Annotated in this window: 20 protein-coding genes; 6 read left to right on the top strand and 14 right to left on the bottom strand. The window is 65.5% G+C overall.

Going from position 1 to position 19,158, the window contains the following annotated elements:
* Window positions 1-39 precede the first annotated feature (39 nt).
* Complete coding sequence (locus MesoLj_RS16900; RefSeq protein WP_202326795.1) at window positions 40-969, top strand: sigma-70 family RNA polymerase sigma factor; 930 nt, start codon at window positions 40-42, stop codon at window positions 967-969.
* A gap of 21 nt (window positions 970-990) precedes the next feature.
* On the opposite strand, the gene MesoLj_RS16905 is transcribed toward MesoLj_RS16900, so the two are convergent.
* Window positions 991-1,752, bottom strand: coding sequence for an alpha/beta fold hydrolase (locus tag MesoLj_RS16905; protein WP_202326796.1), 762 nt, complete (start codon window positions 1,750-1,752; stop codon window positions 991-993).
* A gap of 108 nt (window positions 1,753-1,860) precedes the next feature.
* A complete protein-coding gene (locus MesoLj_RS16910; RefSeq protein ID WP_202326797.1) occupies window positions 1,861-2,775 on the bottom strand; it encodes an alpha/beta fold hydrolase in 915 nt (304 codons plus the stop codon).
* A 116-nt stretch (window positions 2,776-2,891) separates the two neighbouring features.
* Here MesoLj_RS16910 and MesoLj_RS16915 point away from each other — a divergent pair, with 116 nt between their 5' ends.
* A complete protein-coding gene (locus MesoLj_RS16915; RefSeq protein WP_202326798.1) occupies window positions 2,892-3,794 on the top strand; it encodes a LysR family transcriptional regulator in 903 nt (300 codons plus the stop codon).
* A gap of 7 nt (window positions 3,795-3,801) precedes the next feature.
* Here MesoLj_RS16915 and MesoLj_RS16920 read toward each other — a convergent pair whose 3' ends face one another.
* The 5 genes from MesoLj_RS16920 to MesoLj_RS16940 all read right to left on the bottom strand — a co-directional run bounded on the left by MesoLj_RS16920 (window position 3,802) and on the right by MesoLj_RS16940 (window position 7,315).
* On the bottom strand, window positions 3,802-4,545 hold the full coding sequence (locus MesoLj_RS16920; RefSeq protein WP_202326799.1) for a 2OG-Fe(II) oxygenase: 744 nt from the start codon (window positions 4,543-4,545) through the stop codon (window positions 3,802-3,804).
* Window positions 4,542-5,084 (bottom strand): methylated-DNA--[protein]-cysteine S-methyltransferase, encoded by a 543-nt coding sequence (locus MesoLj_RS16925; protein ID WP_202326800.1) that lies wholly within the window; start codon window positions 5,082-5,084, stop codon window positions 4,542-4,544. The genes MesoLj_RS16920 and MesoLj_RS16925 overlap by 4 nt, the downstream gene beginning before the upstream one ends.
* Before the next feature lie 100 nt (window positions 5,085-5,184).
* Window positions 5,185-5,394, bottom strand: coding sequence for a hypothetical protein (locus MesoLj_RS16930; protein WP_244735460.1), 210 nt, complete (start codon window positions 5,392-5,394; stop codon window positions 5,185-5,187).
* Between the two features lie 21 nt (window positions 5,395-5,415).
* Window positions 5,416-6,531, bottom strand: a complete 1,116-nt coding sequence (gene ada / locus MesoLj_RS16935; protein ID WP_202326801.1) for a bifunctional DNA-binding transcriptional regulator/O6-methylguanine-DNA methyltransferase Ada — start codon at window positions 6,529-6,531, stop codon at window positions 5,416-5,418.
* Window positions 6,532-6,622: 91 nt separating this feature from the next.
* Window positions 6,623-7,315: a winged helix-turn-helix transcriptional regulator gene (locus tag MesoLj_RS16940; protein ID WP_140771229.1), complete on the bottom strand. Its 693-nt coding sequence runs from the start codon at window positions 7,313-7,315 to the stop codon at window positions 6,623-6,625.
* Window positions 7,316-7,492: 177 nt separating this feature from the next.
* On the opposite strand from MesoLj_RS16940, the gene MesoLj_RS16945 reads away from it, so the two are divergent.
* Window positions 7,493-7,819, top strand: coding sequence for a DUF1330 domain-containing protein (locus MesoLj_RS16945; RefSeq protein ID WP_013894455.1), 327 nt, complete (start codon window positions 7,493-7,495; stop codon window positions 7,817-7,819).
* A gap of 151 nt (window positions 7,820-7,970) precedes the next feature.
* Window positions 7,971-8,471 carry a hypothetical protein gene (locus tag MesoLj_RS16950; RefSeq protein WP_446720329.1) on the top strand — a complete coding sequence of 167 codons (501 nt, stop codon included), beginning with the start codon at window positions 7,971-7,973 and terminating at the stop codon, window positions 8,469-8,471.
* Window positions 8,472-8,549: 78 nt separating this feature from the next.
* Here MesoLj_RS16950 and MesoLj_RS16955 read toward each other — a convergent pair whose 3' ends face one another.
* Both MesoLj_RS16955 and MesoLj_RS16960 read right to left on the bottom strand, forming a co-directional pair.
* On the bottom strand, window positions 8,550-9,620 hold the full coding sequence (locus MesoLj_RS16955) for a phosphatase PAP2 family protein (RefSeq protein ID WP_202326803.1): 1,071 nt from the start codon (window positions 9,618-9,620) through the stop codon (window positions 8,550-8,552).
* A 358-nt stretch (window positions 9,621-9,978) separates the two neighbouring features.
* Window positions 9,979-10,428, bottom strand: coding sequence for an ester cyclase (locus MesoLj_RS16960; protein WP_202326804.1), 450 nt, complete (start codon window positions 10,426-10,428; stop codon window positions 9,979-9,981).
* Between the two features lie 540 nt (window positions 10,429-10,968).
* Here MesoLj_RS16960 and MesoLj_RS16970 point away from each other — a divergent pair.
* Window positions 10,969-13,062 (top strand): EAL domain-containing protein, encoded by a 2,094-nt coding sequence (locus MesoLj_RS16970; RefSeq protein WP_202326806.1) that lies wholly within the window; start codon window positions 10,969-10,971, stop codon window positions 13,060-13,062.
* 15 nt (window positions 13,063-13,077) lie between these two features.
* Here the strand turns inward: MesoLj_RS16970 and MesoLj_RS16975 are convergent, their stop codons facing one another.
* Entirely contained in the window at window positions 13,078-13,272 is a 195-nt protein-coding gene (locus tag MesoLj_RS16975; protein ID WP_181179755.1) for a hypothetical protein, read from the bottom strand.
* Between the two features lie 187 nt (window positions 13,273-13,459).
* Between MesoLj_RS16975 and MesoLj_RS16980 the strand changes: the two genes are divergently transcribed.
* The gene (locus MesoLj_RS16980; RefSeq protein ID WP_202326807.1) at window positions 13,460-14,179 is read left to right on the top strand and encodes a 3-keto-5-aminohexanoate cleavage protein; all 720 of its coding nucleotides are present in this window, start codon (window positions 13,460-13,462) and stop codon (window positions 14,177-14,179) included.
* A gap of 1 nt (window position 14,180) precedes the next feature.
* Here MesoLj_RS16980 and MesoLj_RS16985 read toward each other — a convergent pair whose 3' ends face one another.
* The 4 genes from MesoLj_RS16985 to MesoLj_RS17000 all read right to left on the bottom strand — a co-directional run bounded on the left by MesoLj_RS16985 (window position 14,181) and on the right by MesoLj_RS17000 (window position 19,061).
* Complete coding sequence (locus MesoLj_RS16985) at window positions 14,181-14,864, bottom strand: YoaK family protein (RefSeq protein ID WP_202326808.1); 684 nt, start codon at window positions 14,862-14,864, stop codon at window positions 14,181-14,183.
* A 130-nt stretch (window positions 14,865-14,994) separates the two neighbouring features.
* Complete coding sequence (locus tag MesoLj_RS16990) at window positions 14,995-16,092, bottom strand: serine hydrolase domain-containing protein (RefSeq protein WP_202326809.1); 1,098 nt, start codon at window positions 16,090-16,092, stop codon at window positions 14,995-14,997.
* 181 nt (window positions 16,093-16,273) lie between these two features.
* Window positions 16,274-17,878: an ABC transporter substrate-binding protein gene (locus MesoLj_RS16995; RefSeq protein ID WP_202326810.1), complete on the bottom strand. Its 1,605-nt coding sequence runs from the start codon at window positions 17,876-17,878 to the stop codon at window positions 16,274-16,276.
* A 49-nt stretch (window positions 17,879-17,927) separates the two neighbouring features.
* Window positions 17,928-19,061, bottom strand: a complete 1,134-nt coding sequence (locus tag MesoLj_RS17000; protein ID WP_202326811.1) for an NAD(P)/FAD-dependent oxidoreductase — start codon at window positions 19,059-19,061, stop codon at window positions 17,928-17,930.
* Window positions 19,062-19,158: the final 97 nt, after the last annotated feature.

Below are 19,158 nucleotides of genomic sequence, written 5' to 3' on the forward strand. Positions count from 1 at the left end.
ACACACTTTTCCTGGAATTGCTCTAAGCGACGTGCCGCGATGAACCAGCAGATCCGCACATCCCGTGAAACGAGGCAAGGCATCGAGCCGCGCCTCGATCCCGAAGGCCTGTTCGACCTGCGCTACAGGGCATTCCTGGAGACGGTCTCGCATTTGCGCGTCCGTCTGCACCGCTACTGCGCGCGCATGACCGGCTCGGCTCTCGACGGCGAGGACATCATGCAGGAGGCTCTGTTCGAGGCCTACCGCAAGATCGTGCTGCTCGACGATGCACAGGCATTGCGGCCATGGCTGTTTCGTATCGCCCATAACAGGTGCATCGACTTCATCCGCAACCGCCGCACGCGGCTCAAGGCCGAAGCCTCCTATGCCAGCGATGAGATCGTGCTGCCTGTCGAGCCCGCCGGCGCGGGCGCCGGTCGCGCCATCGAGCGGCTGGTGGTGCACCTGCCGCCGAAGGAGCGCGCCTGCGTGCTGCTCAAGGATGTCCTCGACCACTCGCTCGAAGAGATCGCCGACCTGGTCGGCTCGACATCGGGCGGCGTCAAGTCGGCGCTCAATCGTGGCCGCGCCAAGCTCGCCGCTCTTCCGGCGCAACCGGTCGCGGCATCCGCGCACGACCCCGAACTGGAGCGGCTGCTCGGCCGCTATGTCGAGCTCTTCAATGCCAGGGACTGGGACGGGGTGCGGGCGCTGACCAGCGCCGATGCCCGGCTGCGGGTTTCGGACTGCTACAATGGCCTGCTCTCCCGCTCGCCCTATTTCGTCGAATACGAGCGCGGCGAGCCCTGGCGCATGCGGCAAGATGCGATCGAAGGGGAGGCCGTGCTGGTCGTCGACAGGCTGCAGGGCCAGGCGTGGCGGCCAGCCTATCTGGTGCGCATCCATGCCGATGGCGGCGTCATCGATCGCATCGCCGACTATTATGCCTGCCCCTGGATCCTGGAGATGGTCTTCACGGACGGGTGACGGGCCTATCCGGCCCGCGTCCTATTTCACCGAGTCGGCGGCAGCCAGAATGACATCGGCCACCTCGCGCGGTTTGGAGAGCATCGGAACGTGGCTGGTCGCAAGCTCGGTCACCTCAGCGCCGATCGCCTTGGCCATCGCGGCTTCAGCCGCCGGCGGTATCATGCCGTCGTGGCTGGCGACGATGTAGAAGCTCGGCTTGGTCTCGTAGGCGGCGGCCGTGAGCTTCTCATCGAAGATACCGGCAAAGGGCGGACCTTGCGTGGCTGCGATCAGGCTGATTTCCTGCGGCGGCAGGTCCTGCGCGAAATGTTTGGCGACGCCTTCAGCGCTTAGCCTGACATAGCCGCCGCTGTCGGCTTCCAGGGCGCTTGCCCAGGGCAGCGGCGGCTGCCCCTTGCCAAGATCGTTCACCGACACGCCCTTTGGCGGTGCGAAGGCGGCGACATAGACCAGCGCCTTGACCTTGTCGTTCACGCCCGCCTGACTGATGACGACACCGCCCCAGGAATGGCCGACCAGGATGACCGGCCCCGGCTGGGCATCGATGACCCGCCTGGTTGCGTCGACATCGGCGGCCAGCGAGCTCAACGGATTCTGCACCGCCACCACATTGAGCCCCCTGGCCTCCAGCAAGGGGATGACCTTGCTCCAGCTCGAGCCGTCGGCAAAGGCACCATGCACCAGCACGACCGTTTTCTTCGGCGCGCCGGCGGCCGAAGCCGGCGCGGCCATCGCCATGAGGACGGCGGTTCCCGACAAGAGAAGATGCGACAACGACATTGAATGGCTCCATTTCTTGCCGTGACGGGCCGCCTTGCGGGCGACAACCCATCGGCTTGGTTTCATGACATCGGTTTCAGCAGGTCCGAAATGATCGCCGGCCGGTTGTTACCTGGCGAGGAAATCGGTGATCAGCTTGACCGTGGCATCCGGGTTTTCTTCCATGATCCAATGGCCGGATGCGGGCACGATGGCGCCCGTCACGTCCGACGCGACGAACCGCAGGATGTCGGCCTGTGACGTGCCCGCCGATTTCTCCGCGCCGGCCGCGAGCACCGGCATGGGCAGCTTGCCGCCGGCGGAAAGCATCGCCTGGTTGTCGACGGCGTCCTGGTCGAATGCCTTGAACTGCTCGAAGGCGTCATGCATGGCATGCGGCCGCGCATAGAGTTTTGCGTAGTGGGCGCGCGTCGCCTCATCGATCTTCTTCGGGTCGGCCGACAGTTCGTTGTAGAAGCGGTCGAGGTAGATGCGCTCGCGGCCCGCCACCAGCCGCTCCATGTCGGGGCCGCGGAAGTTGAAGTGCCATAGCAGCGGGCTTTGCTTGATCTTGTCCCAGTCACCTATGCCCGGCAGTGGTGCGTCGATGACAACCCATTTCGTGATGCGCTTCGGATATTGCGCGGCCAGTGCATAGCCGACCATGTTGCCGATGTCGTGCGTCACCAGGTCGGCCTTGTCGATCTTCAGCGCATCCATCACACCGGCGATGTCGACCGCCTGGTTCTTCTTGGCGTAGCCGCTGTCCGGATGCGCCGAAAGGCCCATGCCGCGCAGGTCCGGCACGATCACCGTGTGATCCTTCATCAGCTTTATCGCCGCCGGTGCCCACATGTCGCCCGTATCGCCGAAGCCGTGCAGCAGAATGACCGCAGGCCCTTGTCCGCCGACGCGCACATGCAGGCTGGTGCCGTTGGTCTCGATCGACTGGGTCTTGAAGCCCGCCGGAAACGGGATCACGCGCGCCGAGGCCGGAGCGGCGAGTGACAGCAGGCCAAGCACGATAACCAAAGGACGAAACATGATGCATTACCCCGAGCTTTTGTGGCCGCCGTATCGCGGTCCTTCCAACTATGGCACCATGCCCTTGATTTCGTTAGGCGTCGGTCGCCTGATTGTGAATTCGGGAACGCCGAACAATGCTAAAGCTTGAAGCCGCCGCCGCGTTTGTCGCCGTCGCGGAATCCGGTTCGATCAGCGAGGCGGCCAGGCGCATGAGCCTGTCCAAGTCCGTCATCAGCGAGCGGCTGTCGGAGCTCGAGCGCAGCCTCGGCACAAAGCTTCTGGACCGCACCACCCGCAAACTCTCGATCACCGAAGCGGGGCGGGGTTTTTACGAACGCGCCAAGCGCATCATGCAAGAGGTGGCCGATGCCAGCGCCGAAATCGCCGAACATCGCGGCGAACTGGCCGGGCCGCTCAGGATATCGGCGCCGACGAGTTTCGGCATCCTCCATCTCGGCCCGGCGCTGTATGGCTTCCTGGCCAGGCACCCGGGGATCGAACTGACGCTTGATCTCGACGATCGTTTCGTCAGCATGGTGGCCGATGGCTACGATGCCATCGTGCGTCACGGGCCGGTCGTCGATGACGGACCTGTCATCGTCAAGAAGCTGGCTTCCAGCGAGCGCTTCCTGGTGGCCTCGCCGGACTATATCAAGCGGTTCGGACGACCCGCGGCCACCGAAGATCTGAAACGCCATAAGGGCATCATCTATTCCATCCGGGGCGCCGCCGACTGGCGGTTCAAGATTTCGCGGCGGCTGGTGACGATCCGCCCACAAACGGCGCTGCGCGTCAACAACGGGATCCTGATGCGCGACGCCGCTCTTGCCGGCCTCGGCCTGGCATTACTCCCCGCCTACTTCATCCAGACCGAGATCGCCGACAAGCGATTGACGGTCGTCGATGTCGGCGCCGAGCCCCAGGGAGCCACCATCTATATCGCCTATCCCGAGGATAGGCGCGGATCCGCCAAACTGCGCGCGCTCACCACATGGCTGCGCGATGCCTTTGGCGATCCGCCCTATTGGGAGGCTTGAGCGGCGCTCACTTGGCGTCGTGAAAAATGATGCCGGCCGTGTGGCGCATGCCCGAGCGCAGCCGGCTGACGCCGTGGCGCAGGTTGACGCGGTAGTTGCCCTTGGTTCCCTGCACCGGCCGGTTGTGGACTGCGAAGGCCACCGCATCGCCCTGGCGCAACGGCACCACTTCGACCCGGCTCTGCATGCGCGGCCGCTGCTCGGTCAGCGCGAACTCGCCGCCGGTGAAATCCCCGCCCGGTTCGGAGAGCAGGATCGCCACCTGCAGAGGGAAGGCGAGGTCGCCATAGAGGTCCTGATGCAGGCAGTTGAAGTCGCCGGGCACATATTGCAGCAGGAGCGGCGTCGGCCGCTCCTGGCCGGCGGCATGGCACTGGTCCAGAAACTCGGCATGCGTGCGGGGATAGCGCAGGGCGATGCCCATGCGCTCGTTCCACCGGTTGGCGACCTCGGCCAGCCTTGGATAGAGTGCGCTGCGCAGGCCGCCGATGAGGTCGGGCAAGGGATAGCGGAAGTAGCGGTATTCGCCCTTGCCGAAACCGTGCCTGGCCATGTGGACATGGCTGCGGAAATGCTGCTCCTGGGGGTAGAGGCCGGCGATTCGCCGGCACTCCTCGGGTGAGAGCAGCTTTTGCATCACCGCGCAGCCGAAGCCGTCGAGTTCGGCGGCAAGGGCCGGCCAGTCGTAGCCGGCGATGCGGGTCTCCGCTGCTTCGACCACGGAAGTGGCAACCTTGGCATGGGCGTTCATATCGCGGCCTCCTTGTCCAGCAGCGCGCGCTTGCGCTCGATGCCCCAGCGGTAGCCCGACGGCGTGCCGTCGGCTCTGACAACACGATGACAGGGAATGCCGAGCGCGATCGCGTTGGCGGCACAGGCGATCGCCACGGCGCGCGCGCCGTTCGGCTGGCCAAGGCGCCGGGCAAGCGCGGTGTAGGTGATGGTGGCGCCGCACGGTATGGTGCGCAGCACTTCCCACACCCGTTGCTGGAACGGCGTGCCGTGGCGCATGTCGAGCGGCAGGTCGAGACCGGCGGCGGGCGTTTCGATGAAGCGCGCTATTGCCGCAAGATCGTCACGCAAGGCGGCCTCGCCCTCGGCCAAGGCTGTGCCGGGGAAGTAGCTGGCGAGATCCTGCTTCAATGCATCGGCGTCGGAGCCGATCAGGATGGCGCAGACGCCGAAGGGGCTGCGGGCGGCCAGGATATGGCCGATCGCGGATTGGCCGGTGGCATAGGTTATGGTGTCGTGCGCCGTCGATGCGGTCACTTGAGTTTGCATGGGGTTCATTGCCTTCACTCCTTTGTCTATGGCCGAACCCTAGCCAGGTGCCTTGCGTTCCTCACTCCGATGCTTGCTTTCAAATTCAAATCTTGGCGTTTGAGTGTGCCTATGCCACACGCGTGACGGACACCTCGCCCAGCACGAACACTTCGCCTGATGACAGGCGCAGCTCGATCTCACCTGTCGCGGTGCTGCTCAATTCGGCCTTGCCGGCATCGACCAGGCCGCCGATGGCGGCCAACACCCGTGACTTCGCGTCGATGGCTGCGCCGTTGGCGATCTGGCTGTTCGCGCCGGTGGTGGAAGACCTGGCCATCGCGCGCATCGCCGATCCTCGTCAGGTCCGCGAAGGCCGGTCGGCGGTCGCCGTCCCGTCCGCCTCGCGGTCGAGAAGCGCGCGCCGGCGCTCGGCACCCCAGGCATAGCCTGAGAGGGCGCCGTCCTTGCGGATCACGCGGTGGCAGGGAATCGCGACCGCATGGGCGTTTGCGGCGCAGGCGCCGGCGACGGCGCGGGTTGCCCTGGGCGAGCCGATGCGTTCGGCGATCTCGGCGTAGGAAACCGTGCTGCCGACCGGGATATCCCGCAAGGCCCGCCAGACGCGCTGCTGGAACGCGGTGCCGCGCACGTCGAGCGGCAGGTCGAGACCGAACCGTGGGGCCTCGACGAAGCCAACGACGCGGGCGACCAGCGCCTCGTAGTCGCGGTCGCCGCCGATCAGCCGCGCCCTGGGGAAACGGTCCTGCAGGTCGCGCACCAGTGCATCCGGATCGTCGCCGAGCAGGATCGAGGCGACGCCCTTGCGGCTCGACGCCACCAGTATGGTGCCGAGCGAGGTCTCGCCGACGGCGAAGCGGATATCCTCGTTGGCGCCGCCGGCGCGGTAGCGCGTCGGCGTCATGCCGAGCATGCCGGTCGATTTTTCGTAGAAGCGGCCGCTCGAATTGAAACCGGCGTCGTAGATCGCGGCCGTCACGCTGGCGCCGTCCTCCAGACCCTGGCGGACCCGGGCGGCGCGGTGCGCGGCGGCATAGTCCTTCGGCGTCAGCCCGGTGGTCGCCTTGAAGACGCGGTGGAAATAGCCGGCGCTGCGGCCGGCGGCATCGGCGAGTTCGGCGAGCGAGGGCTCTTCCTCGCCCTGCTCGATCCTGCGGCAGGCATCGGCGACCATCGCGGCATTGCCGGCCTCGAGCGAGGGGCCATCCGGGGTGCAGCGCCGGCAGGCGCGAAAGCCGGTCGCCTTTGCCTGGGCCAGCGTGTCGTGCAGTTGCACATTGGCAGGGTTGGCCTGCCGCGACGGGCAGGAGGGCCGGCAATAGACGCCGGTCGTCGCCACCGAATACCAGAATTCTCCGTCCGCCGATTTGTCACGCGCGACGATGCGCGCCCAGCGCGGATCGTCACTGACCGGCAGCGGCGTGGATTTCAAGTCTCTTTGGAGCGTGACGAACATGGCAGCATTGAAGCCGCCGAAAGCCGCCGCCGCCACCCGTTTCCTGACAAATGTCAGGATGGCGCAAGCGTATGCGAGGGGCGCGGCTCCCTTACGCCGCGCGTTTGGGCTCCACCGCGAACGGGCTGAGTCCCAGCCAGGTCTGCATCTTCCTGCCGATGGCCTGATCGCCGGTCAGGGAAACCTTGGCGCCGGCCTTCTCGACGGTCAGCAACCCCATCCAGATCGCCGTCATCGTGTGCAGGTCGGTCGAGACGTAGAGATCGACATCGAAGCCCGGATCGTACCAGCAAAGGTCGACCTCGCCGTGCTTTTCGACGATCAGCCACCACGAGCGTTTGGATGCCGGCAGATCCTGATACAGGAATTGTATCACCGTGCGCCCTTCAGGGAGCGGCGATGGGTTCAGATTGCGCCGCATGTCCCACATCAGCAGCGACGGATCGAGGTTCTTGAGCGACAGCCGCGACTCGACCCATTTCTGCCCCCAGAAGCCCATCGCCTCGACGACCGGGCGCAAATCGCGGCCGGCCTCGGTCAGCCGGTAATCGAAGATCCCTTTCTCGCCCTGGACCTCCCTGCGCTCGACGATCCCCGCCAGCTCGAGCTCCTTCAGCCGTTGCGACAGAAGGGTCGGCGACATTTTTGGGACGCCGCGGCGCAGGTCGTTGAAGCGGGTCGAACCGGCCACCAACTCGCGCATCAGCACCATCGTCCAGCGGGTGCACAGCACCTCGGCGGCCATCGATAACGGGCAGAACTGCTTGTATCCGTGCTGGGCCATGATTGGCGTCCTTCCCTCGAACCAAGGCCGAACATTAGTCCTTCATGATTGAGGCGGCGAGTACAGAAACTGTACCGGCCCGGTACAGATCGCGGACTGGTTGGCGAGGGCCCCGCCATGCGAGCCCTTTGGCCGGTGACACGGGATACCCCTGTGCGCCGCAACCAGGAGACGACCATGACTGCTTATCTTATCGCGGACATCAAGATGAAGGACCCGAAATGGGTGCCGGACTATGCCGCCTCGGTGCACGACCTCGTCCACAAGCATGGCGGCAAGTATCTGTCGCGCAGCGGCAATGTGAAGACGCTCGAAGGCAAGCCGCTCGACACCACGCTGATCGCCCTGATGGCTTTCCCGTCGGAGGCGGCGGCGCGCGCCTTCACCAACGATCCGGCCTACGCGCCTTTCGTTTCGGCCCGTCAAGGCGGCAGCGACAGCCGTTTCCAGCTGATCGACGACACCGATCTGGCCGGAACGATCCCATATCTGCCGAAGGGATGACCGGCATTCGCCGCATCGTTTTCGGGATCTCCAAGCAACAACAGCTACGGCGCTTGCCTGTCGCGCCGCCGTATTTCCGGCGGCCGGCCAGCCGTGCTTTTTCAAGAGGAATGGAATGGACATGATATCAGATTTTCGCAACAGGCTTGTCATGGCGGGGGCCATGCTGGCCGTCTGCACCACCTTCGCACAGGCGCATCAGGAAGCGGCTGAAGCCGCGTCCGGCCCCAATCCGCTGGCCGACAAGGTACGGGCCGCCAACAGCCGGTTTCTCGACGTGAAAGCGGCGACGGCCGAGGGCTATGCGCCCATTCCCTGCGCCAGCGGCATCACCGGCGGCGCCATGGGCATCCACTACGTCAACGGCCAGTACCTGAAGGACGACAAGATCGACATCGCCCGTCCCGAGGCCGTCATGTACGAGCCGATGGCCGACGGCACGTTGAAGCTGGTGGCGGTCGAATACATCACCTCGAAGGGGCCGGCGTCGCTGGACGGACAGCTGTTCAACTTCAACAGCGCGCCCAACCGCTATGGCCTTGGTGAATTCTACGAGCTGCATGTCTGGGCCTGGAAGGGCAACCCGACCGGCACTTTCGCCGACATGAACCCGAAAGTGTCTTGCGAACACACGATGGCGCCGAGCCAGTAGCGGGCAAGGCCAGGCGGCGCCAAGGTCGCCTGGCCGAAAGCCAGCTGGAGGTGGTTTGCCGGCCTCAGCCGGGCCCGGTCATTGCGACACCGGTTCGGGCAACGGCAGATCCGTCCCGACGGTATCCCGGCTCGCTTGCGGCAGGACGAAACGTCCCGTCAGATACCAGATCGCGGACACGACAAGGATCGAAAGGTAGCCGTCCACGGCATAGTGCCAGCCGGTGTAGACCGAGCCGAACAGGATGAGTGCTGCAAAAGACCAGCCGGCGACGGCCCAGCGGCGGCCGAAACCGGTGAGGAAGAAAGCGTTGAGCGTGACGAAGGCGACATGCATGCTTGGCATGGCGGATATGCCGCCGCCCAGTTCAGGGCGGCCGCTTGTATAGGCTGTGAGCAGATAGCTGGCATACATATGGACCGGCGCGGCGTAGCTGTTCCGCGCCAGCGCGGTCTGCAAGGCGGCAAATCGGTCGCCGCCATAGAACTGGTCATGAAATATCGGGCCGGTGGAGGACAGCGCCATGGCCAGAACGGTGCCACACAGGATCGTGGTCAGCGCGAGCGCCCACAGATAACGCAAACGCGCTGCCGGGTTGTTCCAGAAGGCGACGAACAGCAAGGTGCCGAACCATTGCAGGTGCCAGCCATATCCGTAGCCGATGAAGATGACAGCCGAAATGCGTTCGGGAACGACGCGGTGCGCCCATGTCCAGGGATCGGCGCCATGGAGTCCAAGATCAAGCTCCGCCAGCATGCGGTCGGCATAGAATGGCACGATCTCCGGGATGGCGATCTTAAAGGTGGTGAAGGCGGTAATGCAGAGAAAGGACAGGAGGATCACCGGTGCCGCGCCTAGCCAGCGCTGCCTGAGCATGTCGAGCATGAACCGCGTCGGGCTATGCCTGGCAAATGTCAGCGCCATCACGCCGAGGCCGGCGGCAAGAAGCGTAGGCAGGAAGAAGACGAATGGCTCTGTGTAGGATTGCGCCAGATGCAGATAGCGGTCCGGCTGCAGGCTAAGCGCGGTAAGGGCATAGGCCAGGCACAGGGCGGTCAGCAGCCAACCGCTCCTGGTCACCGCGATGTCCAGGTCGATAACGGCAAGAGACCGGCGATCGCGGTCCCGCTGCCCGGTGTGCGCATTCATTGAAGGACGTCCCGCCAGCTGCCCAAAGCATTATTGATGGGTATTTTTGCATATTGTGTATTACTATTCAGTTACACTTGGCAAAGGATAAAAATTGAAAATATTAGACGTCTATAATTCTTCTTTTTTCATCAAGGAATCGTTGACGAAGATGTCGTCGTGAAATGCACAAGTATTGACGATTTCGCGGGCCGCTTCCGAACGGCTGCCGGCTTCGACCCAGGGGCCACCGCCTGGAGCAGTTCACCATTTCACGGAAACGGCGAACTGCTCTAACCATTTGTTTTTACGCAATTCCTGTGGGAAAACCGTTTCACATTTTTCCTGGAATTGCCCTAGGCGGCGATGGCCTCGCCGATCAGGCGGCCTTGATCAGGCCGAGCTGGGTCAGCGCCGCGACGCCGTCGTCGAGACCGATCTCCTCGACGATCCTGCCGTCGATCACCTTCAGCACCGTGGTACCGGTGAAGCGCATGGCGCGGCCGGTGGCGGCGGGCAGCGAACCGGCGAGGAAATCGCCGAAGGCCGGCCCGGTATGCGTGCCGCCGCCCTCCCACTGGCCGACGACATAGTCGCCCTCGGCGATGAGATCGGCGGTGGCCCAGAAGTTGAGATCCGGGAAGGCGGCGCGGAAATCGGTCATGAAGGCCTTGATGTCGTCGCGGCCCCGGCGCGGCTCATGCAAGGAATATTTGAGCAGCATGTCGGACGCGGCGATGTCGTCGACGACGCTGAGATCGCAGGTTTCACCCCAGAAATCGGTGAACCATCTGACGACGACGGCCTTGTTGTCTTCCTGTTTGGTCATGGGAGGGTCCTCTTTGTTGTCGTGCATGCCGTTTTCCCCAAGGCGTGGGCGCATTCGGCCGATGGCTGCTGGGCGGCTGCTTCTCTCGAGATCGCCGGGATGGGCGGCCTCGTGCGATCACTAGGACCATTGGCCGGCGACAAAACTCCGCTTCTTGTCGGCCAATCGAAAGACCGGGAGGGCGTCGGTATTTGGGACCTGGACAGGGCCGCCCAGACCAAACTCTGTTCCGCCGGGCCCAGGCCTGCCCACCTGGCCCCGGATGGACTTGAGCGGCGAAAGGGCACTGGAAAAGGAACTGGCGATGACGAAGACCTACGAAGAGCCGAGGCTCGAAAAGCGCGAAAAGCTGTCCAGCGTGACGGCGGCCAGCGGCGTGTCAACGGTCGAGGAAAGTTGACGGGCCGCCCCTTGCGGCAAGCAGCGTGGGCGCCTTGATGGGCCGCTGACCTTCCAGACATGGCATTCCGCCGCTCCGGTAACTGTTTCTTCTCTGGTCTTGCCGCAGATTGCCCGTCGGTGGGGCAAGCGAAACAGACTATGGCGCGTCAGGGCAAGAAAAGTCGCAATGGAGCGTTCTGGGCCAAGGCCCTGGAACGCGCCCATCTTGGCGTCTGGGACTGGGATCTTCGCAGCGGCGACTGCTTCTATTCGGCGACCTGGGCACGAATGCTGGGTTACGGGGAAGATGAACTCGCCAACGCCAGCGACCTGTGGCTGCGACTCACCCATCCCGAAGATCGCGAGCGGGCGCTGGCCAGTGGCGACCGCCACATCGCCGGGCTGACCGATACCATCGAGACCGAACTCAGGCTGAAGCACAAGCAGGGGCACTGGGTGTGGGTGCTCGATCGCGGTGGTATCGTCGAGCGCGGCACGGACGGGCGGCCGGTGCGGCTGATGGGCGTGCAGACCGACATCTCGAAGCAGAAGGCTGCCGAAGCCGCGCTCGAACAGGTCACCATGCGCTTCCGCCTGGCGCTCGCCGCCAGCGGCACCGGCATCTGGCACTACGACATCGCCACCCACAAGAGCTATTGGGACGCCCGCACCAGGGCCATATTCGGTGTCGCCGCCGACGCCGACGAGGTGCCCGCCGACCTCTGGCACAGCTATCTGCACCCCGACGACAAGGAAGCCACCGAGCGCGCGCACCAGCCGGCACCCGGCTCGGACGGCGTCACCGCCTCGCAATACCGCATCATCAAGCGCGACGGCGAGATCCGCCATATCGAATCGCTGGTGCGTTTCGTCGCCGCCGCGGGCGCTGCCGGCCAGGTCCTCGGCACGGTGCGCGACATCACCGAGGACAAGCTGCGCGAGCAGGAGCTTGCCTTCGCCGCGCGTCACGATGCGCTGACCGGCCTCTGGAACCGCGCCGCCTTCGACAGGCTGCTTGCCGACCATATCGCCACGGGCATGCCGCTGGCGGTGTTCTATGTCGATCTCGACTACTTCAAGGCGCTCAACGACTTCGCCGGCCATGCCGCCGGCGATCTCGCGCTGAAGAGCGTGGCGGCGGGCATCGGCCGCTGCCTGCCGCCATCGGCGCATGCGGCGCGGCTGGGCGGCGACGAGTTCGCCCTGCTGGTGCCCCATTGCGACGCCGCACAGGCCGAGCGGCTGGCCGGCGCCATCCTGGCGGCCGTGCGCGGCGCCGATCTCGGCCTCGCCGTGACCTCGCGCCGGCTCGCGGCGAGCATCGGCATCGCGATCGTCGATGACCGAGCCACCACGGTTGCCGACGCGCTGGCCTGCGCCGACGATGCCTGCTACGCGGCCAAGGCCGCCGGGCGCGACCGTTTCGCGGTGTTTTCGGCCGAGGCCGCTTCGGGCGGCCTCAACGCGGCACGGCTCGCCGCCGATACGGTCGACGCCATGGAGGACGGCCGGCTGAAACTGTTCGGCCAGGAGATCCACCGGTTGGGCCGCCCCTGGCAGGAAAGCCGCCATGTCGAGGTGCTGGCGCGGCTTGCCGGGCGCGCCGGCAAGCTGATCCCCCCCAGCGAATTCATACCGGCGGCCGAGCGCTTCGGCATTGCCGCCAGGCTCGATCGCTGGATCATCCGCACCGCGCTCTCGCAGCACGGCGCGGCCATGAAGTCCGGCGCGATCACGCTCGGCTTCAACCTGTCGGCGCAGACGCTGAGCGATCCGGGGCTGTGGGACTTCGTCGACAGCATCATCGAGCAAACCGGAGCGCCGCATTCCGGCATCGGATTCGAGATCACCGAAACCGCCGCCGTCACCAATTTCGACGCCGCCGAGGCATTCGTGCGCAAGGCGCGCGAGCGCCGCTGCAAGGTCAGCCTCGACGATTTCGGCGCGGGCATGAGTTCGTTCGAATATCTCAGGCGGTTTCCGGTCGATGCCATCAAGATCGATGGGTCCTTCATCGAGCACATCGCCGAGAGCCGCTTCGACCGCGAGATCGTCTCGGCCATATCAGGCATTGCCCGCAGCGTCGGCTGCGCCGTCGTGGCCGAGAAGATCGAGCAGGCCGAGACGCTCGGCATCCTGCAGGCAATGGGCGTCGATTTCGGCCAGGGCTTCCTGCTGCACCAGCCCGAACCGCTGGAGCAGATCGTGGCACGTGCGGCCGGGCCGGCAAGCGGAGCCCGCAAGGCATCCTGATGCCTGTCGCTTACATCAGCTGGGGTGCCGCATCGTCACCTGAGGAAAGTCCAGCACTCCGGTCTCGGGCCGCCTGTGCTGGGCTTCCGCCACCGTCTCGATGAGGAGGTCGAGGGCCTCGCATGTCGAGCGGCTTGTCTCGTCATTGCCGCGCAGATAGTGATAGGCGCGTTCGAGATGGATGCGGGCGGCTGAAAAATCGCTGGTCAATGGTCCCTCCATGATCCCGCCCTAATTTATCTTGGCTTGCCCGCCGGAACGCTGGGTAAATATCCACAGGCGTTTTTTATTCAAATGCCGCCGGACCTTGCCGCGCTGTCAGGAGAGACACCGCGCAACTCTTTGCCCTGCCTGCCCGCACGGCTAGACTGAGACTTCTTTTCCCGGGGTGACATTCATGATCGTCCAGGCCTGCATCAACGGCGCGCGTCGGCGCGATTTCCATCCGAAGCTGCCGCTGACCGTCGAGACGATGGCAAGCGATGCCGCGGCCTGCGTCGCCGCCGGCGCCGGCGAACTGCACATCCATCCGCGCGGCGCCGACGGGCGCGAAAGCCTGGCCGCCGTCGATGCGACGGTGCTGGCGGTGCACCGGGCTTGCCCGGGCACGCTTGTCGGCGTGTCGACCGGCGCCTGGATCGAAAACGATGTCGGTCGGACCCGGGCGGCGATCGCCGGCTGGCGCGAGCTGCCCGACTATGCCTCTGTCAATCTGTCGGAGGCCGACGCGCCCGCCGTGATGGAGCTGTTGCGCCAGCGCGGCGTCGGCATCGAGGCCGGGCTTGCCACGACAGGGGATGCCGAGCGCTTCGTGGCGCTTGCCGACCGTAGCCGGGTGCTGCGCATCCTGATCGAGATCGACATACAGGACCTGGCGGCAGCGCTCGACGAGGCTCGAGGCATCGGCGCCGTGCTCGAACGCGCCGAGATGCGGCGGCCGATCCTGCTGCATGGCGTCGACGCCACGGTCTGGCCGTTCGTGAAATTGGCGCGCCAAAGGCGCTGGTCGACGCGGGTCGGGCTGGAAGACGGCAAGACGCTGGCCGACGGAACGGTGGCGAAGGACAATGCCGAAATCGTTGCGGCGGCGGTGGCGATCTTCTCGTCGCGGGGCTGATCTACTGCCTCGTCTCGTCCGGCGCCGCGACCCGCAGCACCAGCGCGGCCAGCGCGATCACCGGCGGGATGACGAAGCACCAGACGTTGACGAAGGCGAAGCCGAGTGCGGCTGCCGCGCAGCCGGCGGCGAACACGGCGACCGCCGCCGCCATGCGCCGCAGGCGGGCAACAAGCGCCGGGCGGGCCTCCGGCGCCAGCCCGCCGATGAGGTCGGCGAGGTCGATCATGATCTGGGTGGTGGTGCCGGTCATCAGCGTCGAGGGCGGGGCTGCCGCCAGATGGACCCGTTGCACCGCGTTCTGGATCGCCATGGCGGCGACCAGCACCATGCCGGTGAGGATCGCGGCCGCGCTGTCGCCGCTGGCGAAGGGGCCAAAGCGGATCGCCAGGGCGGCGCCGATGACAAGCAGCGCCAGTTTGGTTCCCAATAGCGGCCCGAGCGCCGGCCGGCCATGCCGGCGCAGATGTTCGCCGGCTAGCCGGGTCAGGATGACGACGATGCAGAACACCGGCAGCGCCAGGAGCTTTGCCAGCACACCCGAAATGCCGAGCACCAGCGAGGCGCCCAGCGTGACGAAGTTCCCCGTCACATGCGCGGTGAACAGGCCCTGCAGCGCCAGGAAGCCCGCCGTGTCGACATAACCGCCATTGAGGCTCAACAGCAGCGGCAGGGTGGGCTTCATGGCGGCATCTCGCGTCCGGGGATCAGGCAGCGTCTCATATCCCCGCGCGGCAATCCACCTCCGTTAGGGGCGTTGCCGTCACGAGCACGGTACCTTTACTGGACGTCCGACTAGGCGTCCGCCCAGATTGCTACTCCAGAATAATCCGGATCGCCTGATCGACCACCGGATGCAGGCCGCTGGCCTGGAAGGAGAGGCGGTTGCCGGAGCCGACATTGCTGGTCATGGCGATGGTGAGATCCGTTTCCGGGTCATGCAGCATGACGGCGACATAGCCAGGAATGCTGCCCTGGTGGCCGTAGAAGGCGCGGTCGGCATAGGCGCTCTGGAACATGCCGGCGCCGGTTTCGCGCATGCGAGTGCCGGGGAAGCTCGCCGGCACGCGGTGTTCGAACATCTCCGCGAAGAAGAGTGGCGACAGCAGTCGGCCGGAAAACAGGCCGCGCATGAAGCCCACCATGTCGGATGGCGTCGACACCATGTCGCCGCAGCCATAGGCGGCGCCGAAGGGGAAGGAATCGGAGGAATCCTGCAAGGCGTCGGAATAGGGCAGAACGCCATCCATGCGCCACATCTCGCCGCCCGAAGCGATGTCGGTGGGCGCGTTCGGCGCCGGCGGCGGCCGGTGGTAATAGCCGCGCACCATCGATTTTTCCGGAAAGGCTTCGGTCGCCGGCGACCAGGTGTTTTTCAGGCCGAGCGGCTGCAGGATCGCGCTTCTGACATAGGCGCCCAGCGACTGGCCGGTGACGGCCTCGATCACCATGCCGGCCAGCACATAGCCGGTGTTGTTGTAGACGGCCGGACCGCCCGGGGCCTTCTGCTTGTCGGAGGCGAAGGCGATGTCGACCAGTTGCTGCGGCGTCCATCGCCGGCTCGGGTCCATCGGAATGTAATATTCGAATTCCGGCAGCCCGCTGCGGTGGTTGATCAGCTGGCGCACCGAAATATCCCGGGCTCCCGGCAGGTCCGGAAACCAGGCGGAGATCGGCGCGCCGAGATCGAGCTTGCCGGTCTCGGCGAGCTTGACCAGTGCCGCCGCGACGAAGGTCTTGGTGCAACTGCCGATCTTGAACAGCTGGTCTGGGGTGACTGGGGTGCCGTGCTTGCGGTCGGCGAGGCCAGCGGTGAGGGCGGTTGGCGTGGCGCCTGTCGAGTAAGCGAGCGAGGCGCCGACCGCACCGTCGGCGAGGTAGGTGGCGAGGAGGGAGGTCAGATCTTTTGTCATGGTGGTCTCGCTTTCTTTTTCCCTTCTCCCCTTGTGGGAGAAGGTGGATCGGCGGTTAGCGCCGAGACGGATGAGGGGTGTTCCAGCGGAGTGAGACGTTGGCGTTCCCTGGAACACCCCTCATCCGTCGCCTTCGGCGACACCTTCTCCCACAAGGGGAGAAGGGAAGCAGGGCCCGGCCTTATTCCGCTATGTCGACCGCGGCAAAATTCTGCCGGCCGAAGGGGTCGAGCACGTAGTTGAGCACGCTCTTGCGGATCGGGATCGCGACCATGGAATGGGCGATCGGCGCCACCGGCACTTCCGCCTTCAGGATGGCCTGCGCCTTGCCGTAGATCGCGGCGCGTTCCTTCGGGTCGGCGGCGACGCGGCCTTCGTTCAGCAGCTTCTCGAAATCCTTGTCGCACCAGCGCGAGCGGTTGGAGCCGCCCTTCACGCCGTCACAGGACAAGAGATAGCTCAGCATGTTGTCGGGATCGCCATTGTCGCTGCTGCCGCCGAGCAGGAAGGTGTCCTGCTCGCCCGCCGCGGTGCGCTTGAGGTATTCGCCCCATTCGAAGCTGACGATCTCCGACTGGACACCAACCTTGGCCCAGTCGGCCTGGATCATCTCGGCCATGCGCTTGGCGTTGGGATTGTAGGGGCGCGACACCGGCATCGCCCACAGGCTGATCTTCAGCCCGTTTTCGTGGCCGGCTTCCTTCAGCAGCTTCTTGGCGCCATCGGGATCATAGTCGATGCCCGCATCGGTGACGGCACCGAGCTGCGCCGGCGGTACGACGCTGCCGGCCACCGTGCCCGCGCCGGCATAGACGGCCTCGACGATCGCCTTGCGGTCGATGGCCTTGGCCAGCGCGGTGCGCACGCGCACATCGCCCAGCGGCTGGTGTTCGACATTGAAGCCGAGGATACCGATGTTCTGGCCCTTGAGGTCGAGCACCGTGATGTCGGGATCGGTGCGCAGGTCGGCCACCGCGCTTGGCGGCGGCGGGGCGGCGACCTGGCATTCATTGGCCTTGATGCGCTCGACGCGGGTGGTCGGCTCGGGCGTGATGGCGAAGACCAGCGTGTCGATCTTCGGCGCGCCGCGCCAGTAATCCTTGTTGGCGGTATAACGGACCTGGCTGTCGGGCACATAGGCCTCGAGCATGAATGGGCCGGTGCCGACCGGCTGGCTGTCGATCAGCTCCGGCGTGCCGGCCGCCACCATCTTTTCGGTCTGCTCCAGTGACAGGATAGAGAGATAGTCGAGCGCCAGCCCGGCCAGGAAGGTGACGTTGGCAGCGGTCAGCGTGAAGCGCACGGTGTAGTCGTCGACCTTGTCGATCTTGTCGATGAGCGTGCCCATGCCGAGCGCATTGAAGTACTCGTAAGTGCCGCCGCCGAGCTTGTGGTAGGGATTGTTGGCATCGCGCTGGCGGTTGAAGGTGTAGAGCACGTCGTCGGCGTCGAAATCACGCGTCGGGGTGAAATGCTCGTTCGACTGGAACTTCACGCCGTGGCGCAGGTGGAAGGTGTAGGTCTTGCCGTCCGGTGAGACATCCCAGCTTTCGGCCAGCGCCGGCCCGACCTCCGTCGTGCCCGGCTTGAATTCGACCAGCCGGTTGAAGATCGTCTTGGCCGCGGCGTCCATGGTGGAATCGGCGATGCCGATCGCCGGGTTGAAAGTCTCCGGATTGGCTTCCGAACAATAGACCAGCGTCTTGGCGTAGGCCTGCCCGCCGAGCAGGACGGACGAGGCCAGAAGGGTCGAGGCAAGCACTGCGCGCAGAACGGGGGATTTCATCGCAAACGCTCCTGATGACACTTTCGGGGTTGAGGGAAGGGCATGAACTTCATGGCGTTGCCGCCGGGACGAGGAAACGGTCGGGCGCCAGCGCCGCGGCGGTGACGCCGAGCGCGGTGATATCCGCCGGCAGGGGCTCGCCGCGCATCAGCGCCGAGCTCAGCCTGGCCAGCGTCAGCGACACCTGGAAGCCGTAGCCGCCCTGGCCGCCGAGCCAGAAGAAGCCGGGCAGGCGCGGGTCGAAGCCGGCGACCGGCGTGCGGTCGGGCGCGAAGGTGCGCAGGCCCGCCCATGGCGTCGAGGGCCGGCCGATGCGCATCGACGTCGCCTGCTCGATGCGGTCGACAGCGATGGCGACGTCGATGTCTTCGGGCCAGGCGTCACAAGGCGCGGAGTCCGTTTCGTCGGCCAGCGAGCCGATCAGCCTGCCGGCATCGGGCTTGAAGTAGAATTGTTCGTGCAAATCGACCACCAGCGGCCAGCCGGCAATGTCGGTGCCCGCGGGAGGGTCGAAAAGGAAGGCGGTGCGCCGTTTCGGCTGGAAGCCAAGCCCGGAGAGCCCGGCAAGGCCGGCGACGACATCGACCCAGGCGCCGGCGGCATTGACGACGATGTCGGCCCGATGCTCGCCGGCACTGGTGATGATATGGAAACCGTCTCCGGCATGGTCGATCTCGCGGACTTCCTCGCCGGTGCGGATGATGCCGCCGCCGGCCTTCAGCGCCGAGGCGCTTGACCCCAGCATCTTGCCCGTGTCGACATCCACCGCGTCCGGCTCATAGACGCCGCCGCAGGTGGCCTCCGTGGCAATGACCGGAACCAGGGCGTGGAGTTCGGTCGCGGAGAGGCGGCGCACGCTCGGCACCAGCGCCTGCAATTCGCCGGCCAGCCGGTCTATCGCCGCGTCGTCGCCGCGCCAGCCGACATGCAGGGCCCCACGCCGGTGGGCGACGAACCCGCCCTCGACGATGGCCTCCCGGCTGGCCAGCGTCAGCCCGCGCACCAACCGGTTGCCATAGGTCTCGGTGAACAGAGCGGCGGAGCGGCCGCTGGCGTGGTAGCCCAGGTGTGGCTCACGCTCGATGACGATGACTTCTGCCCAGTCCCGCACGGCCGCGGCCAGCGACAGGCCGGCAATGCCACCACCGATGACGACGATTTTTTTGGGAGACTTCGACTGCATCCACCAGTCGTAAAAATGTTTTCGTATCCAGTCAATATTTAGCGTATAAGAAAATTGTTGGCATTGTTGATGGTGGCGAGGAGTTCGACTACCTAGA

Source organism: Mesorhizobium sp. 113-3-9 (assembly GCF_016756515.1).
Taxonomy (GTDB): domain Bacteria; phylum Pseudomonadota; class Alphaproteobacteria; order Rhizobiales; family Rhizobiaceae; genus Mesorhizobium.

Bases quoted from the DNA above. Each gene is read 5' to 3' on its own strand.
- MesoLj_RS16985 (WP_202326808.1), bottom strand. From the start codon at position 14,864: ATGAAGCCCACCCTGCCGCTGCTGTTGAGCCTCAATGGCGGTTATGTC.
- MesoLj_RS16960 (WP_202326804.1), bottom strand. From the start codon at position 10,428: ATGACCAAACAGGAAGACAACAAGGCCGTCGTCGTCAGATGGTTCACC.
- MesoLj_RS17000 (WP_202326811.1), bottom strand. From the start codon at position 19,061: ATGCAGTCGAAGTCTCCCAAAAAAATCGTCGTCATCGGTGGTGGCATT.
- MesoLj_RS16930 (WP_244735460.1), bottom strand. From the start codon at position 5,394: ATGGCCAGGTCTTCCACCACCGGCGCGAACAGCCAGATCGCCAACGGC.
- ada (WP_202326801.1), bottom strand. From the start codon at position 6,531: ATGTTCGTCACGCTCCAAAGAGACTTGAAATCCACGCCGCTGCCGGTC.
- MesoLj_RS16910 (WP_202326797.1), bottom strand. From the start codon at position 2,775: ATGTTTCGTCCTTTGGTTATCGTGCTTGGCCTGCTGTCACTCGCCGCT.
- MesoLj_RS16940 (WP_140771229.1), bottom strand. From the start codon at position 7,315: ATGGCCCAGCACGGATACAAGCAGTTCTGCCCGTTATCGATGGCCGCC.
- MesoLj_RS16995 (WP_202326810.1), bottom strand. From the start codon at position 17,878: ATGAAATCCCCCGTTCTGCGCGCAGTGCTTGCCTCGACCCTTCTGGCC.
- MesoLj_RS16970 (WP_202326806.1), top strand. From the start codon at position 10,969: ATGGCGCGTCAGGGCAAGAAAAGTCGCAATGGAGCGTTCTGGGCCAAG.
- MesoLj_RS16920 (WP_202326799.1), bottom strand. From the start codon at position 4,545: ATGAACGCCCATGCCAAGGTTGCCACTTCCGTGGTCGAAGCAGCGGAG.
- MesoLj_RS16905 (WP_202326796.1), bottom strand. From the start codon at position 1,752: ATGTCGTTGTCGCATCTTCTCTTGTCGGGAACCGCCGTCCTCATGGCG.
- MesoLj_RS16955 (WP_202326803.1), bottom strand. From the start codon at position 9,620: ATGAATGCGCACACCGGGCAGCGGGACCGCGATCGCCGGTCTCTTGCC.
- MesoLj_RS16945 (WP_013894455.1), top strand. From the start codon at position 7,493: ATGACTGCTTATCTTATCGCGGACATCAAGATGAAGGACCCGAAATGG.
- MesoLj_RS16915 (WP_202326798.1), top strand. From the start codon at position 2,892: ATGCTAAAGCTTGAAGCCGCCGCCGCGTTTGTCGCCGTCGCGGAATCC.
- MesoLj_RS16925 (WP_202326800.1), bottom strand. From the start codon at position 5,084: ATGAACCCCATGCAAACTCAAGTGACCGCATCGACGGCGCACGACACC.
- MesoLj_RS16950 (WP_446720329.1), top strand. From the start codon at position 7,971: ATGGCGGGGGCCATGCTGGCCGTCTGCACCACCTTCGCACAGGCGCAT.
- MesoLj_RS16900 (WP_202326795.1), top strand. From the start codon at position 40: ATGAACCAGCAGATCCGCACATCCCGTGAAACGAGGCAAGGCATCGAG.
- MesoLj_RS16990 (WP_202326809.1), bottom strand. From the start codon at position 16,092: ATGACAAAAGATCTGACCTCCCTCCTCGCCACCTACCTCGCCGACGGT.
- MesoLj_RS16980 (WP_202326807.1), top strand. From the start codon at position 13,460: ATGATCGTCCAGGCCTGCATCAACGGCGCGCGTCGGCGCGATTTCCAT.